Origin of the sequence: Neobacillus oceani (assembly GCF_046237595.1) — a bacterium.
In the GTDB taxonomy this organism is placed as follows: Bacteria; Bacillota; Bacilli; order Bacillales; family Cytobacillaceae; genus Bacillus_D; species Bacillus_D oceani.
In genome coordinates this window covers 2,650,144-2,666,429 of record NZ_CP143543.1, presented here as the reverse complement: position 1 = coordinate 2,666,429, position 16,286 = coordinate 2,650,144, and the positions used below count along the sequence as shown (strand labels likewise).

Here is a 16,286-nt window from a genome sequence, read left to right as displayed (position 1 = left end):
GATAAATTCAATCAGTGAATGCGGGGGATACTTTTGGAAAAGACGAAGCACAAATCCGATATTGAAATTGCACAGGAATCAAAAATGATGCCCATTACGGAAGTTGCCGCCAAAATCGGGCTTTCTGGGGACGACCTCGAAATGTACGGAAAGTACAAGGCAAAGCTTTCCACTGATGCATTGAAAAAACTGAAAACGAAGGAAAGCGGTAAAATCATCCTTGTAACCGCTATCAATCCAACTCCTGCCGGGGAAGGGAAGTCAACAGTTACCGTTGGCCTTGGCGATGCATTTAACCGAATTGGAAAAAAGGCGATGATCGCAATGCGCGAACCATCCCTTGGACCGACAATGGGGATCAAAGGCGGAGCAGCGGGTGGCGGCTATGCCCAAGTATTGCCTATGGAAGACATCAATCTTCATTTCACTGGGGACCTACATGCGATTACGACAGCAAACAACGCCCTGGCGGCTTTAATAGACAACCACCTCCAGCAGGGGAATGAGCTGCGGATTGACCAGAGAAGGATTGTTTGGAAACGCGCGGTTGATTTGAATGACCGTGCTTTAAGAAAAGTGATTATCGGGCTTGGTGGACCTGTGCAGGGTGTACCGCGTGAAGACGGGTTCGATATTACAGTAGCCTCCGAAATCATGGCCGTCCTTTGCCTAGCGACAGATATGGCCGACCTGAAGAGAAGGCTTTCTCGGATGGTTGTCGCGTACAATGATAAAAAAGAGCCGGTGACAGCTGGAGACCTAGGCGTTGAGGGCGCGCTAGCACTGCTTTTGAAAGATGCGATCAGGCCAAACCTTGTCCAGACAATCGAGCACACGCCGGCAATGGTCCATGGCGGCCCATTTGCCAATATCGCACACGGATGTAACTCCGTCATTGCCACGACAGCCGCGTCAAAGCTGGCTGATTACGTTATTACCGAGGCCGGATTTGGTGCAGACCTCGGAGCGGAGAAATTCCTGCATATTAAATGCCGCAGCGCTGAAATCCGCCCGGAAGCGGTTGTCATCGTGGCCACAATCCGTGCGCTTAAGATGCACGGTGGAGTACCGAAGACCGAGTTAGGGAAAGAAAACATCGCGGCGCTCACACTCGGATTCGCGAACCTGAAGAAACATATCGACACAATCAAAGAATTTGGCTTGCCGCCTGTCATCGCGATCAACCGCTTTGTGACCGATTCAGAAGAAGAAGTAAAAACATTGCTTGAATGGTGCGCGAAGGAAGACGTCCCGGCCGCTCTGACCGAAGTATGGGAAAAAGGCGGAGAGGGCGGAATCGACCTTGCCAACAAAGTTCTTAAGGCTATTGAGGAAAACGAAAACAATTTCCAGCCGCTTTACGATCTTTCCGATTCAATTGACGAGAAGGTCAGGACAATTGTCCAGAAAGTATATGGCGGAAAAGATGTCGAGTTTTCATCCAAAGCGAAAAAGCAGCTTGAGGAATTTGAAAAACTTGGCTGGTCGAACTTGCCTGTCTGCATGGCGAAAACACAGTATTCCTTGTCCGATAACCCGGCACTCATTGGAAAGCCATCCGGGTTTACGGTCACGGTCAGGGAATTTAAGCCTTCAATTGGCGCCGGTTTTATCGTGGCACTTACGGGCGAAGTCATGACCATGCCTGGCCTTCCTAAAAAACCTGCCGCCATGAACATGGACGTTGATGATAAAGGGAACGCGGTTGGCCTATTCTAACTGTTCGATAGCTTTTGTCCAAGGGAGGCTCCTTTATAGGGCCTCCTTTTCAGTTTGAATTGAAAATGTGGATTTCAAATGCCGGGAATGGGTAATGCTTTTGAAAAAGGGAGGTACGAGAATTGTTCGATCCAACAGCGTTTGATAATATGAAAGTAATCATCGAAGGAGCCATTTATGACCTGGACTTTGCGGGGGAAATCAAGGTAACGGACAGGAAGGATTTTATTGATCTCGCCAGGCTTTCAAGAATGTTCTCCATATCGTTTGAAGTAGAGGGTGCACCGGGAATTGAGGCAGAACTAAGGCTTTCTGCCGGGCTTGAAAACCTTGCTTCGGAACTGCTGCCATCAGCCGGAAGAGGGCTTGACGGGTGTGAGCTTTTCTTGTTTTTCAGGGCGAACCATAAAGACACTCCGTCGTTATACAGAATGATCGATGCGTATGCAAGTTCGGTTTGGGGGCCTGAGCGAAAGATTTCCCAAATGGCCAGCCGGGATCCGCTTTTGGAAAACAAAGAAGTAAGAAATGAAATTTCCGTTGATTTCAATAGACTTGTCACTGAAGCTCAGCTTGAGGACCTCAGGGAAATCCCGACTTACATGGTGGAAACTGCGAAAGGGTTGTTTTCGATTATTTTTAGTGAGAAATAATTTTTTCCGGGGGAGGATGAAAGTGTATGTCCATTTACGAATTCAATGCCCGTTTAATTAACGGGGAAGAAATTTCGTTGAGCCGTTTTGAAGGAAAAGTCGTACTGATCGTAAATACCGCCAGCAAATGCGGCTTTACACCGCAATACGCCGAATTACAGGAACTGTATGAAACATACAAGGAACGCGGGTTTACCGTGCTTGGTTTTCCGTGCAACCAATTCATGAACCAGGAGCCGGGAAGCGAGGAGGAAATCGAATCGTTCTGCAAGCAGAATTACGGAGTGACGTTTCCGATGTTCGGGAAGGTCGATGTAAACGGTGACGAAGCCCATCCGCTCTTTTCCTATCTTGCAAAGGAGGCTCCCGGCATCATGGGGAGCAAACGAATCAAATGGAATTTCACAAAGTTCCTTATCGGCAGGGACGGCAAGCCTGTAAAACGCTTTGCTCCAAATGACAAGCCAGGGGAACTCGCAAAAGATATTGAAAATCTCCTATAGAGACGGTGATTTTGAGGGAAATAAATACTATAATAAGGGCATAAGGAAAAACCAATACATACAGTGAACCTTCCATCAGTGGTTGTTTTTCCGCTGATGGTTAGGTGAGCCAATCGGACCTTTACGGGCAGTTGACTCCCAGCCGCCTCTTCGCTTTCCCGATATCAAGAAGTGGGAGGCTTACTGCCCGTTAAGAGTGGGATACAGATAAAAAAGTTGCTTTCCACAAGGAAAAGGGGGATTTATTTTGAAAAAGACTGCCTGGGTAACAGACAGTACAGCTTTCCTGGATGAGGAATTAAAGAACCATTCGGACCTGTACACGATCCCATTGTCCGTCATTCTTGATGGCGAGGAATACGCGGACGGAATCGATCTTACAGCCGAAGAGCTTTACGCGAAACTGCGCGAACTGAAAACACCGCCAAAAACTTCCCAGCCATCTGTCGGGGCGTTCAAGGAACTTTACGACAAGCTGGCGGAGAATTACGACCAAATCATTGCCGTGCTTCTGTCTTCAAAGCTGAGCGGCACCGTTTCCTCAAGCGAGCAGGCGACCCAACTGGTCGAAATACCTGTCACTACCATTGATTCAAAAATACTTGCTTATCCATTATCCGCTCTTATTAGAAAAGGGATTGAGCTTGAACGTGCCGGTAAGACCGTCGAGGAGATCAAACTGGAGCTGGAGAAGCACCGCGATGAGAATGAAACGTACGTGCTGATTGGCAGCCTTGAACAGCTGCACAGGAGCGGCCGCATGAGCGGACTCCAATTTTTCCTCGGTAGCATGCTCAGCATCACGCCTATCATTTCCATCGAGAACGGCGGACTAGAAACAAAAGAAAAGGTCCGCAATACAAAAAAGGCAAAGGAAAAAATTGAAGGCTACTTGAAAGCCGCCTATGAAAAGCATCAATTTAAAGAGGTTTATATCCTCTATGGATTTCACGAGGACAAGGCACTTGAATGGCAAAAGGAACTAGAACCAAAGTTCCCAGGCCTCGTATTCAGGCGCTGCCCATTGGGAGCCACAATAGGCGTCCACGCCGGCGAAAACACCCTCGGAATTAGCTGGTATCACAACATCGATTAAAGTGGCGCTTTTTTCTTTTGGGGAAATGCGAACAGTGCCCCGAAAGTTCTTGTTTTTCACGGAGTGTTGCACATGTGATAAAAATACTCCTTTTCGAATTCGAAAAGGGGTATTTTTTATTTAATATTATTTAACGGGAAAATTGAAAACATAGCTTTGCCAACAATATTTCGTAAAGGGAAAGTGCCTATATTCGGGTCGCGGCTATCCAGGCTTTCTCCGGGAGGGCGGTTGTCCCCAATGACAAATATCTCTCCCTCGGGTACAGTTGTTTCCATTATATCTATGGATTGGCCGTTAGTGTAAGTTTCCACAACGGGATTCCCATTATGATAGAGGGTACCGTTTTTAATAGAAATGATGTCGCCCGGCATCCCGATGATCCGTTTGATGATTTGGTAACCATGGGGACTTTCCAGAACAACGATGTCACCTCTTTGCGGGGTGAAGAAAATCTTATTTATAAATAGTATACTGTTATGGCTGATTGTTGGATTCATGGAGTTTCCATTAATGACTTCAAGGCCGGTTGCAAAGCGAAATGTGAAAAGGATTAGGCCAATAAGGACTGCAAATTGAATCCAGCTAATAATAGAGGTTCTTTTTTTTTGGAGTATTGTTTTCTCGCTGGCGGCATCGTTTATCGCTAAAGCTCTCATTATGGTTACATTCCACCTTTATTTGCTTTTTGGCTTAATTTTGTCCATAGCCTTTATTGCTTTTTCTATCTCTTTATCCATTTCGGCGATAATCCTTTTTTCTTCTAAGGAATTATCAATTTTCATTCCGGCAATCAGCTGGTCGGCGTATACCGTGAGTGCCTGGATGCGTTTTTGCTTCTCTTCCTCTGCAAATTGAGTAAGACGCTCAGAGGCATTGGCTAATTCCGATTGCAGTTCTTCTTTTAAACGCAACTTTTGGGCTTCCTTTTCCGCGGATATCGCTGACTCAATTGTGCTGATGGATTCCTGTTGCTTTTTATTGAACCAGTTTGATAACAGGCCGCTGATATCCTGGTCGGCGAAAGCTACCCCGATGTTTCCTGCAATCATGGCACTTAAAAACAGAACTCCAATTAGAATTTTAAGCGGACGAGTGGATTTCCTTTTGTACTTTTCTTTTCTGGTCATTGGGGCAACCTCCGTTTTTAAAAATCTATCAGAGCCGGATAATGGCTCTGATAGAGGTAGAGTTTTAGTTTTTGATGCCACTTACAATATTTTCAAGTTCTTGTTTCGCTTTAGCTTCAAGATCGTTGGCTTTGTTTTGGATGGCATTTTGCTGTTCTTGTACCAAAGCATTTGCCCTGGCAGTAATCAAAGTGCGCAGCTCGTTAATTTTGGTGTCGATTGCATCTTTGATTTCTTGTTTTGTAGCTTGTGTTTCTCCATTTAATTGTAATGTCAGTTCATCTTTGGCATTTTTGATAGCTGCTTCAAGGTCTGATTTTGCGGCGGCCTGGGCAGCATTAATGTCATTTTCAACCTGTAACAATGCAGCTTTGCCATCGTTTCTAGCCTGGTTCTTTAGTTCGAAATAAGCAATTTCCCTTGTAGTGACGCCTGCAGCATTGATTGCAAGGTTAGCCAAATTAAAGATTCCGTCAAATTGTGCTGCCATTGCATTGGAGATTTCAGTCTTCTTGTTGTTAACTTTAGTTATGTAGTTATCTTTTGTTGTATTAATGGCTCCAGTACTAGCCGTTGTTGCGGAATTCCTTTTCTCGTTGATGTCTGTCGTAACTTTTGCCTTTATCCCGTTGTATTCTGTTTGAAAAGCTTCTGACTTTTCGGCAGAATAAGCAGCGGAGTCTTGTGCAATGGCAAATTGCGAGCCGTTGAATTGTTTGTTGTACCATGTTTGAAGTTGCTCACCTGCATCCGTGTTCGCGAACGCTGCCCCAACCCCCGATAGTAAACCTACTGCTACTGCACCTGTTACGATTTTTGATTTGATTGATTTCATGTTTTCTTTCATCCTCTCAATTAGTGTTTTTATTAAAAGAACCCATGTCTTGCGGGTTCTATTAATCAAGGTTTTCTAACAATTCCCTAAGAATGTTTTTTGCTTCTGCATCTACTTGTACGGCTTCATTTGCGATCTTTTGCTGTTTATACGTCTCCATGGTTGTTTTATTTTCTTTCATGAGGTGTTCTTTAGCGGCTTGAAGGTCTTGGAGGTAATGGTTTTTGTGGTCCTCGATTGCCTGGACAGTGGCAGCGGTTTGTTTGGTCTGGAACTCTATTAACTGCGCTTTTGCTTGATCGCCGGTATCCCGGATAAAGGTTGGCATTTCTTCAAGGGATTTCTTCAATTCGGTTTCCGTGGTTTCTTTCATTTGTAGACGGTTTTTTTCCAATGCCCGGCTATACCAGTCCGATAGGGCATCGCCGTAAGCTGGATAAGCATAGGCAGTTCCAGTTCCAAACAACAAGGTAATCAATAGAAAGCCTGCTAGTAATCGCTTAATGCTTCATCCCTCCTGTTCTTTTTCATTCTCTTTTCGTTCTTTATATTGAACTGATAAATTTATTATAGATTGACAGATTCAATAAATAAAACCTGAAAAACATCCAAATATTGGGGAAATTGTAATAAAAGGTTAGGTATTTGGCGTTTTGCTCGCTTTTTCTCACTTTTTCGTTCATTATTAAAAACAAATGATATCTAATAAAGAACATTCTACTGGAGGAAAGTGTGAACAGTTCTGAGTTTGTTTTACAAATGAGTTCCACATATATATAGAAGGGCAGGATATTTAAAGCGGCCCTTGCTGCATTTTTTCAATTTGTAAATAAACAACTGTCAAGAAACTAACGTACCTATAAAGGTATCGATTGTTTCCAGTATTGGTGTTAATGATGAGGTCGAGTCATCCTATCTATCTAAAAGTACGAACAGTGCCAGGCACCACCCTAAATTTGTCGAATACAGTTCGGCGATCATGAAGGGATGGACGAATCGCAGCCTGGATGTTAGGAAGGAAGGTTCACCCGGATATTCTTTTCATGGTAAAATAGCAGGATGAAGGGGAGTGCGGTTGTGGAAAAAGTAATAGCTGAAATAGAACGGTATGTGAAAAAGGAGATGGGCGAAGACCCGACCGGCCACGATTGGCACCATGTGGACCGGGTCAGGAAGAATGCTCTGTTATTCGCCGATGGGGAAGCGGCAGGTGACCGGAACATCATCGAAATGGCCGCGCTTCTTCACGATATTCCGGACGAAAAACTGAATAAATCTGCGGAAGCTGGACGGAAAAAGCTTGACGAATTTCTCGACCGGCTTGGGCTGGAACATACAACTAAACAAAAAATCAATGAAATCGTCTACTCGATTTCTTTTAAAGGCGGAAATGGAGCAGAGCTTCCGTCCATTGAAGCAAAAATTGTACAGGATGCGGACCGCCTCGATGCGATTGGCGCCATCGGCATTGCTCGCGCTTTTGCGTATGGCGGAAAAAAGGGCCAGCAAATCCATGCGCCGAATCTTGGAATCCGGGAGAATATGACGCTTGATGAATACAGAAATGGAAAATCGTCAAGCATAAACCATTTTTACGAAAAGCTTTTAAAATTAAAAGGCTTGATGAATACAGAAACGGCTATAAAGATGGCTGAGGAACGGCAGCTTTTTATGGAGGCCTTCCTCACCCAATTTGAAAGAGAGTGGGATTGCTTGTTATGAAAATGTTGACTGTAGAAAACCTCTCGAAAACATATGGGGAAAAGAAATTATTTAAATATATTTCTTTTACCATTGGGGAAAAAGAGAAAATTGGCCTGATTGGCATTAATGGAACAGGAAAATCGTCCTTGTTGAAAATCATCGCTGGGGTGGATGATTCGGATTCTGGGGAAATAACGGCGGCCAAGGACTACAGAATTGCCTATCTTGACCAGCAGCCAGATCTTGACCCTGAACTGACTGTCCTGGAACAGGTATACCATGGGGATGCACAGGTGGTCAGGACAATGAGGAAATACGAAGAATGTCTGGCCAGGCTTGAAGCTTCTCCCGAGGACGCTCGGATTCAGGAGGAGCTGTTCGCGATACAAAAGGAAATGGACACTGTTAACGGCTGGGATGCGAGTACAACCGCGAAAACGATTTTAACAAAGCTAGGGGTAGAAGGGTTTTCGAAAAAAATTGGCGAACTGTCAGGCGGCCAAAAAAAGAGGGTCGCCCTTGCCGGCGTCCTGATTGAAGCCCCGGATTTGCTGATTCTTGATGAGCCTACAAACCATCTTGATTTCAACTCGGTAAAATGGCTTGAGGATTACTTGAAAAGCTACAACGGTTCTGTCCTGCTCGTGACCCACGACCGGTATTTCCTTGACCGGGTCACAAACCGGATTATGGAGCTGGACGGCGGCAATTTGTACTCATACAAAGGCAACTATGCTAGTTTTCTTGAGGCGAAAGCCATTCGCGAGGAAAACGAGGCGGCTACCCTTGATAAAAAGAAAAACCTTTTCAGGCGAGAACTTGAATGGATTCGGCGAGGGGCGCAGGCCAGGTCAACGAAGCAAAAAGCCCGAATTGACCGGTTTGAAAAACTTGAGGATCAAATTTCCGGCAAACGGAGCGGTGAAAAAGTTGATATTTCTTTGAGTGGAAGCCGGCTCGGGAAGCAAGTGTTCGAGTTGAAGGATGCGAGCAAAGCATTTGGCGGCACAGTAATTCTCGATCGTTTCAACTTGCTTGTAAAACCGGGCGACAGACTTGGCATCATCGGGCGAAACGGAACAGGGAAATCAACATTATTGAATATTTTGGCTAAAAGAATCCCCTTGGACAACGGGGAATATGAAATGGGCCAAACGGTGAAAATCGGCTACTACACCCAGGAAAACGAAGACATGGATGACAGCTTAAGGATGATTGAATACATCAAGGAAACGGCCCAGGTCATTGAAACGACTGATGGCAAAACGATTTCGGCTTCCCAGATGCTTGAACGGTTCCTGTTTCCCCCGGCATCGCATGGAACGCCAATCCGAAAGCTTTCCGGCGGGGAAAAGCGTCGCTTGTATTTACTGAAAATCCTGATGGATGCACCGAACGTCTTGTTGCTGGATGAACCGACAAACGATTTGGACACGCAGACGCTGACAGTTCTTGAAGACTATCTGGATGATTTTCCGGGAGTCGTCATTACCGTTTCCCACGATAGGTATTTTCTTGATAAAATAGCCGAACAGCTTCTCATTTTGCAGGGTGGAGGGAAAGTAGACTCCTATTATGGCAATTATTCCGAGTATCTCGAGCAGGAAACGGAAAGAGCAGATGCTGCCTCAAAGCCAATTGCCGAACAGCCGTCCAGGGTGAAGGAAAAGAAGAAAAAGATGACCTACCAGGAACAGAAGGAATGTGAAACGATTGACGATAAAATCGGCAGCATTGAAACGAGGCTTGAAGAGATTGCGGCGGAAATGGCATCCACAGGAAGTAACTTCGAACTCGCCCACGACCTCATGAAGGAAGAAACGGAGCTGAACGAAGAACTCGAGCGGCTGATTGAGCGCTGGTCTTATCTTTCGGAAATTGTGGAGGGATAGTTTAATAACACGTAAGCCATCCATGGTGATAAAGACAGTTGGAGAGTGAAAGCCAGTCGAAACTGTCTTCATCGCTACCCCTCGCCATCTTTACCTAGAGCGCGCAAGTACCGTTTTTACTATACAAAAAGTAGTTACATTGAATGAAATGAAAAAGCCATTATGTTACAGTAAAGGTGAGGTGAACAAAGTGAGAATTATGTCCATTGAACCAACCCCGAGCCCAAATACTATGAAGATCAATCTTGACCAGGAATTGCCGATGGGCAAGAGCCATAATTATAAAAAAGAAAATCAGGAGGGAGCCCCTCCGGTAATAAGGAAAGTACTTGAAATTGAAGGGATTAAAGGCGTCTACCATGTCGCCAACTTCATTGCCGTTGAACGGAACGCAAAGTACGATTGGAAGGACCTCCTCGCCAAAGTACGGGAAGCGTTTGGTGAATCCGCCCAAAATGAAGATGAGGCAAGCCCTGAGACCGCTAATTTCGGGGAAATCAGCGTCCAGGTGCAAATGTTCAAGGATATCCCTCTCCAGGTAAAATTGACGGATGGAAACGAGGAAAGGCGGTTTGGTATGCCAGCAAACTTCCTCGCTGCCAGGGAAAAAGCGCAACTTGATGGCGAAAATTACATACTGCTTCGTAAATGGCAGGATTTTGGGGTCCGTTACGGTGATTTTGACCAGATTGGAAATGAAGTTGTAGAGGAACTTACCGCAGCTTATCCGGAGTCGCGGCTTGAGGATCTTGTTAAAGTGGCCCAAGCAGGCGCTTCATCCATCCAGGCAAGGCAACCGCGGCAACGCCATAAAATTACCGCTGAAGACCTTGAGAATCCCGATTGGCGGGTCCGTTATCAGAAGCTTGAACAAATGCCTGACCCGGAACTTGAGGACTTACCGCTGCTGGAAAAAGCACTGCAGGATGAGAAACCTTCGATCAGGAGACTTGCGACCGTCTATCTTGGGATGATTGAAGACAAAGCCGTACTTCCTCTACTTTATAAAGCATTGAAGGATAAAACGGTAACGGTCAGAAGAACCGCCGGCGACTGTTTATCAGACCTGGGATTTGCCGAAGCGACGCCCGCCATGGCGGAAGCGCTAAAGGATACGAGCAAGCTCGTTCGCTGGCGCGCGGCGATGTTCCTTTATGAGGTCGGAGATGAATCCGCCCTCGAAGCCTTAAAGGAAGCATCGGACGATCCCGAATTCGAGGTTGCCATGCAGGCGAAAATGGCCATCGCAAGGATTGAAGGCGGCGAAGAAGCGAAGGGCTCTGTCTGGAAGCAAATGACCGAGGCCCGAAAAGCCAATTTGTAGCATAAATACGTGATGAAGGAATCAAGGAAAGCATAGCCAAAAAAACAATACTCGCCTATCAGATTTTGAAAGCAAGGATTTTGGAATTAGAATAAAAATGTAGTATGCTTACGATTAGAATTAGAATTGGAGGGATTTTATTATGTCAATGGCATATGAAGAATATATGAGGCAAATGGTCCAGCCGATGCGTCAAGAGTTAACCAATGCCGGTTTTAAAGAACTTAATACCCCTGAAGAAGTTGATGCGTTCATGAAGGATTCGAAAGGCACATCCCTCGTTGTCGTCAACTCCGTTTGTGGATGTGCCGCGGGACTTGCGCGCCCAGCCGTAACTCAGTCAATTTTGAACAGCGAAAAGAAGCCTGACCATCTTGTGACCGTTTTTGCCGGCCAGGATAAGGATGCAACCGCAAAGATGCGTGAATACTTTGGCGGAATAGAGCCGTCATCGCCATCGATCGCATTGTTGAAGGATGGGGAAGTCGTCCACTTTATCCCAAGGCATGACATTGAAGGGGGAACGATGGAAGGCGTTATGGAAAACCTATTGTCCGCTTTCGAAGCAAACTGCTAAAAGGATGCCCAAGGGCGTCCTTTTTTATCTGAGGCACTTTTAAAAAATTTCCCAAAGTAAGTAGAGGCTACTTTTTTCCACAAAGAAAGGAATCAGTATATGTTTGTAACAACTGCCGGCAGGGTGACTGAAACAATGATAAGCAGAGCAAGGGCTGTCGCTGAAGATCTCGCCATTCCGTTTATCCCACGTAAAAAGAAGTCCATTTCCCAATTGCGAAAAGAAAGGGGCAGCGGCTGCATTGTTGCCGGGAACGAGAGCATTAAACTTTTTGCGTATGGCGAGGAAGAGCCTTTCTTTTTCCATCCTTCGTCCGCGATGTTCAGGGTGAAGCGGCTGATCGATGGCGGACATGACCCATTAGTTGAGGCGGCTGCCTTACGGGAAGGGGATTCTTTCCTTGACTGCACGCTTGGCCTTGCCTCGGACTCCATTGTGGCCAGCCTTGTTGTTGGGGAGAGCGGCATGGTGACGGGGACAGAAGGGAATAAATATCTCGGGTATATTGTAAAAAAAGGCTTGCACACTTGGCATTCCGATGTAGACGAGCTGAATGCCGCCATGAAAAGGGTTCGCGCGATTCACAGTGACGCACTAGCCTATTTAAAATCACAGCCAGATGAATCTGTTGATTGCGTCTATTTCGACCCGATGTTCGAAGTAAGCATCGACGAATCGGAAGGAATCAAGGCACTTCGCTATTTCGCGCTGCATGGGGGAATTGGCGGCGAGGAAATCACGGAAGCGCTAAGAGTTGCGAGGAAACGGGTTGTTTTAAAAGATCATTACCTAAGCGCAAGATTTGAAGAATTCAGTTTTACTGCTATCAGGAGAAAAACCGCTAAGTTCCATTTTGGCTATATCGAGAAAAATTAAAAGCCGGCCCAGAAAGCCGGCTTCTGCCATTAATCCGCGATTGCCAAGTAAACGAAATAGCCGAGCATGATCAGGCAGCCAGCTCCAACTACCCATTCCATCCCATCACATCCCTACTTTTAATTTTCCATACTATATTCTATTTTTCCCAACAAAAAACTTTAAAACCAGGTTAGCCATTCATCACCAAAAAAGAGTATAATAGATTTAACATAGATAAAACGTTTTCGAAAGGGGGTTGGGAATATGAATAAATGGCTTAGGAAGTCGTTCGTCGTCATGGTGTCCTTGCTGACGTTCGGCCTTATTACGCCAGCCCAGCCTGGTGTATTGGACCGCGTCAAGGCCGACAACGAAGCTTCAGAACGGGAGCCAGCCAAGACAGAACCGATTGTCGCGGAGAGCGCGCAATCCGAAGAAGTCGCGGACAGGGACCAATTCATAGAAAACATGGTCAAGCTTGCGGAAGAACGTTCCTATGAGAAATTCGGTTCGAAAATAAAGCCGGTCATTGAAAATGAATTCAGGGAAATCATCCTTCCTAATATCGAAAAAGCGATTGCAGAAACAGCGACCCAATTTCCGGATGAAAATTTGGCCAGCCTTGCCATCTCAGAGCAGCCGGGAGCAGGCCACTCTGAAAAGATATTTAACATCAAAAACAGCCAGACCGGGAAGGACGTCATCCGCTTCCATGTCAGACGGGACAACCCGCCTCAGTCAGGCTACTGGTTCAACTTCCATTACCATACCTTCAATGACAACTTCCAGGAGCACCATAACCTCGGCAGCATTTACTGGGACAAAAACACCCCTCCGAAATGGATGGCATAGTTTATACTAACGATATGTTGGAAAGCCTGGCAGAATGCCGGGCTTTTTGCTTTTATTAAGACCGATTTTTGCTGCGATGAAGTTGAAACTTGGTTAATAGCAGACTACTATAGACGGCTTCCCAAGTAAGAAAAGTCAAATTAACCGGATTGGAAAATAAACTGTCTTTACGGATAAAACAGAAAAACTCCGGATATAACAGAAAAACTCCGGATAAAACAGAAAAACTTCCGGGAATCGCTAGCAGAGTGCTAGCAAAGTTTTCATCTATTATAAAATGAAAAAGGATAAAACGAATGAGTAAAAGTCCTTGGAATCTATCAATAACGGGGAACTAACCACAAAAATCCCTAGGAAATCCGTTCAGCCGGTCTATAGAACCATGTCACCACCTTTAATTGCCAATAAAAACCACCGTCGCCCTATCCGCAGCCATGCTATAATTTTGATAGATGACCAGAATCCAATGTGGGGAAGATGCTCTTTTGAAAAAATTGTTGTATGCGTCGTTATCGTTTTTCTTTTTCCTGTCGTTCCTCACAACGTCCAAGGCGGCGCCGGATGGGGTTGCATTCAATGATTTACAGAATAATCATCAGTTGATGCAGGCATTAGATAACAAGGAGGCGAATAGCCTCATCGGGGAGACAATCCTTTTTCCTAGGGAGCCTTTTAACATCGAACAGTCTGTTGAAATCATTAACACGATCACCAATTTGCCAGAATCGCTTCTGAAAAAAATTCATCGGGCAGGAATTGTTGTGAGGCTTTTTAACAGGAAGCTGACAGACAATCCGAGCGCCCGTCACCTAAAGGGTGTTACTCCAAGGGGCTACACAAACGGACTCACATGGGATGATGTTCCGGGAATCGGCGGGTCGAAGGTCGTGCTCGTTAAAATTGGCGCGAGCGACAGGGGAAACGGCCATGGTTCAATCAATCTTGAACTCCATGAGCTGGCGCATTCCGTTGACAAACTTGTATTTAATAATCAATCAAAACGTGAACCTTTCAAGTCGGTTTGGGAAAAGGAGAGGGGAAGCCTGTTTCCGGGCAAGGACTATTTCCTCACATACTCCGAAGAATACTTTGCCGAAGCTTTTGCATTATACTACTACAGCGATGATACAAACATCCTATTAAAAGAAAAAGCTCCATTAACATACGATATAATAAAAGGCCTGGATTGATGATTCCAGGCCTTTTCTGTTACAATCTATGAAAGATGGAGGGGTTCTGATGAAACAATATTTGGAGCTGTGCCGCCATGTCCTTGAAAATGGCACTGAAAAAGGCGACAGGACCGGGACTGGCACGATTAGCACATTTGGATATCAAATGAGATTTGATTTGAGTGAAGGGTTTCCGCTTATCACTACGAAAAAGCTGCATGTAAGATCGATTATCCATGAGTTGCTTTGGTTTTTAAACGGGGATACGAATGTACGCTACCTACAGGAAAATGGCGTGAGGATTTGGAACGAGTGGGCGGATGAGAACGGCGAACTCGGGCCAGTTTACGGAAAGCAATGGCGTTCCTGGCAAGGAGCGGATGGAAAGGTTGTTGACCAAATCAGCGAGCTCATCGAGCAAATTAAAACGAACCCGGATTCTAGGCGGCTTATCGTCAATGCTTGGAATGTCGCGGAGATTGACAAAATGGCGCTCGCCCCGTGCCACTGCATGTTCCAATTTTATGTTGCGGACGGCAAATTGTCGTGCCAGCTGTACCAGCGTTCCGCGGATTTGTTCCTTGGCGTTCCGTTCAACATTGCCTCTTACGCGCTTTTGACATTAATGATAGCCCAGGTTTGCGATTTGGAGCCAGGTGAATTCGTCCATACATTCGGGGATGTACATATTTACAAAAATCATATCCAACAGGTTAAGGAGCAGCTTGGCCGCGAGCCGAGGAAGCTTCCGAAAATGGCCATCAATCCAGAAGTGAAGGACATTTTTTCGTTTAAATATGAAGATTTCGTCCTCGAAGGATACGATCCGCATCCTCACATTAAAGGGGTTGTCAGCGTATGATCTCATTTATTTGGGCGATGGACAAAAACAGGGTAATTGGCAACAACAACAAACTCCCATGGCACTTGCCGGAGGATTTGAAGTTTTTCAAAAGGTCAACAATGGGCCATCCGATTGCGATGGGCAGAAAAACGTTTGAATCAATTGGCCGGCCGCTCCCTGGCAGGGAAAACATTATTATCACTAGAAACCGTGAATATACCCAGGAAGGCTGTACCGTCCTTCATTCTATCGAGGAGTTTGTCGAGTACAGCAGCAAGAAGCAGGATGAATACTTCGTTATCGGCGGGGCGGAAATTTTCAAAGAAATGTTTCCTTTCGCGGACAAGCTTTACATAACACAAATTCATGATGAATTTCCTGGCGACACCTTTTTTCCGGAATTTGACCTAGATGAATGGGAATTAGTTTCTTTTGAAAAAGGCCCAAGGGATGAGAAAAATCCTTATGATTATGAATTTAGGATTTATGCAAGGAAAGGACAACAGCTGCTTTAATACTCTTTTTGCAAAGCCAAATAAGTAAAAAACATCAGCAAACAGAGCTGATGTTTTTCGTTCTTATCCCAGGTAGCCCGCCTGCTCGTATTCCGCAAGCTTTCCCATCATGCTTCGAAAATCTTCGGGCTTAAGGAATTCCTCTTCCTGAAGATGCGCCCTGATCCACCTGATCAGTTCAAAAGGGGTGTTGAAAAAGACCCCGCTTGTGTCACTCTTCCGGACCATGTATCGTCCATTGTCATCGTCGATGGTCACTTCCACTGGCAGGACGCATTCATAGCTATCAAGCGAAAATTCCATGCTGTACACTCCCTTCCTTTAGGATTAATTTGGCGCATGGTTTTAAATAGTATATGTAAAAGCGTTCAATGAAATTAAACAAGAATCGTGAATATCCAAAAATTTTCTAAAAATTATTATCTGGGTAATTCGATTGACTATCTTACCGGTAATTGTTAAATTGAACATGCAAGGCAAAGCTTAAAATATCGAAGGGCTCATTTACCCATTTGTGAATTTCTAATGAATTTTAACCGAAAAAAGCCCATAAGCTTAGATAAAGTAATATAATCATAGTAGAATTACTATACCGAAAGGAATGTTTCCTAC

18 protein-coding genes are annotated in these 16,286 nt (G+C 45.2%); 13 read left to right on the top strand and 5 right to left on the bottom strand.

Going from position 1 to position 16,286, the window contains the following annotated elements; translation table 11 throughout:
• The first annotated feature begins 33 nt into the window (after positions 1-33).
• The 4 genes from V1499_RS13385 to V1499_RS13370 all read left to right on the top strand — a co-directional run bounded on the left by V1499_RS13385 (position 34) and on the right by V1499_RS13370 (position 3,971).
• Positions 34-1,719, top strand: a complete 1,686-nt coding sequence (locus V1499_RS13385; protein ID WP_409270408.1) for a formate--tetrahydrofolate ligase — start codon at positions 34-36, stop codon at positions 1,717-1,719.
• A 122-nt stretch (positions 1,720-1,841) separates the two neighbouring features.
• The gene (locus V1499_RS13380) at positions 1,842-2,372 is read left to right on the top strand and encodes a hypothetical protein (RefSeq protein ID WP_409270407.1); all 531 of its coding nucleotides are present in this window, start codon (positions 1,842-1,844) and stop codon (positions 2,370-2,372) included.
• Between the two features lie 26 nt (positions 2,373-2,398).
• Entirely contained in the window at positions 2,399-2,875 is a 477-nt protein-coding gene (locus V1499_RS13375) for a glutathione peroxidase (RefSeq protein ID WP_409270406.1), read from the top strand.
• Between the two features lie 247 nt (positions 2,876-3,122).
• The gene (locus V1499_RS13370) at positions 3,123-3,971 is read left to right on the top strand and encodes a DegV family protein (RefSeq protein ID WP_409270405.1); all 849 of its coding nucleotides are present in this window, start codon (positions 3,123-3,125) and stop codon (positions 3,969-3,971) included.
• Between the two features lie 116 nt (positions 3,972-4,087).
• Here the strand turns inward: V1499_RS13370 and lepB are convergent, their stop codons facing one another.
• From lepB to V1499_RS13350, 4 genes are all read right to left on the bottom strand, one after another.
• Positions 4,088-4,630 (bottom strand): signal peptidase I, encoded by a 543-nt coding sequence (lepB, locus tag V1499_RS13365; protein ID WP_409270404.1) that lies wholly within the window; start codon positions 4,628-4,630, stop codon positions 4,088-4,090.
• Positions 4,631-4,648: 18 nt separating this feature from the next.
• Entirely contained in the window at positions 4,649-5,101 is a 453-nt protein-coding gene (locus V1499_RS13360; protein ID WP_409270403.1) for a hypothetical protein, read from the bottom strand.
• A gap of 64 nt (positions 5,102-5,165) precedes the next feature.
• Positions 5,166-5,936, bottom strand: a complete 771-nt coding sequence (locus tag V1499_RS13355) for a hypothetical protein (protein ID WP_409270402.1) — start codon at positions 5,934-5,936, stop codon at positions 5,166-5,168.
• 61 nt (positions 5,937-5,997) lie between these two features.
• Positions 5,998-6,414, bottom strand: a complete 417-nt coding sequence (locus V1499_RS13350; protein ID WP_409270401.1) for a hypothetical protein — start codon at positions 6,412-6,414, stop codon at positions 5,998-6,000.
• A 581-nt stretch (positions 6,415-6,995) separates the two neighbouring features.
• On the opposite strand from V1499_RS13350, the gene V1499_RS13345 reads away from it, so the two are divergent.
• The 9 genes from V1499_RS13345 (at position 6,996) to V1499_RS13305 (ending at position 15,674) form a co-directional block, all read left to right on the top strand.
• Entirely contained in the window at positions 6,996-7,658 is a 663-nt protein-coding gene (locus V1499_RS13345; RefSeq protein ID WP_409270400.1) for an HD domain-containing protein, read from the top strand.
• Complete coding sequence (locus V1499_RS13340; protein ID WP_409270399.1) at positions 7,655-9,532, top strand: ABC-F family ATP-binding cassette domain-containing protein; 1,878 nt, start codon at positions 7,655-7,657, stop codon at positions 9,530-9,532. The genes V1499_RS13345 and V1499_RS13340 overlap by 4 nt, the downstream gene beginning before the upstream one ends.
• 190 nt (positions 9,533-9,722) lie before the next feature.
• Entirely contained in the window at positions 9,723-10,856 is a 1,134-nt protein-coding gene (locus V1499_RS13335; RefSeq protein WP_409270398.1) for a conserved virulence factor C family protein, read from the top strand.
• Between the two features lie 142 nt (positions 10,857-10,998).
• Positions 10,999-11,433, top strand: coding sequence for a BrxA/BrxB family bacilliredoxin (locus V1499_RS13330; RefSeq protein ID WP_409270397.1), 435 nt, complete (start codon positions 10,999-11,001; stop codon positions 11,431-11,433).
• A gap of 99 nt (positions 11,434-11,532) precedes the next feature.
• Positions 11,533-12,309: a class I SAM-dependent methyltransferase gene (locus V1499_RS13325; protein WP_409270396.1), complete on the top strand. Its 777-nt coding sequence runs from the start codon at positions 11,533-11,535 to the stop codon at positions 12,307-12,309.
• A gap of 246 nt (positions 12,310-12,555) precedes the next feature.
• Positions 12,556-13,143 carry a YpjP family protein gene (locus tag V1499_RS13320; RefSeq protein ID WP_409270395.1) on the top strand — a complete coding sequence of 196 codons (588 nt, stop codon included), beginning with the start codon at positions 12,556-12,558 and terminating at the stop codon, positions 13,141-13,143.
• Between the two features lie 485 nt (positions 13,144-13,628).
• Complete coding sequence (locus tag V1499_RS13315; RefSeq protein WP_409270394.1) at positions 13,629-14,333, top strand: anthrax toxin lethal factor-related metalloendopeptidase; 705 nt, start codon at positions 13,629-13,631, stop codon at positions 14,331-14,333.
• A 49-nt stretch (positions 14,334-14,382) separates the two neighbouring features.
• A complete protein-coding gene (locus V1499_RS13310) occupies positions 14,383-15,177 on the top strand; it encodes a thymidylate synthase (protein ID WP_409270393.1) in 795 nt (264 codons plus the stop codon).
• Complete coding sequence (locus V1499_RS13305) at positions 15,174-15,674, top strand: dihydrofolate reductase (protein ID WP_409270392.1); 501 nt, start codon at positions 15,174-15,176, stop codon at positions 15,672-15,674. The genes V1499_RS13310 and V1499_RS13305 overlap by 4 nt, the downstream gene beginning before the upstream one ends.
• 63 nt (positions 15,675-15,737) lie before the next feature.
• Here V1499_RS13305 and V1499_RS13300 read toward each other — a convergent pair whose 3' ends face one another.
• A complete protein-coding gene (locus V1499_RS13300; RefSeq protein ID WP_409270391.1) occupies positions 15,738-15,977 on the bottom strand; it encodes a hypothetical protein in 240 nt (79 codons plus the stop codon).
• Positions 15,978-16,286 lie beyond the last annotated feature (309 nt).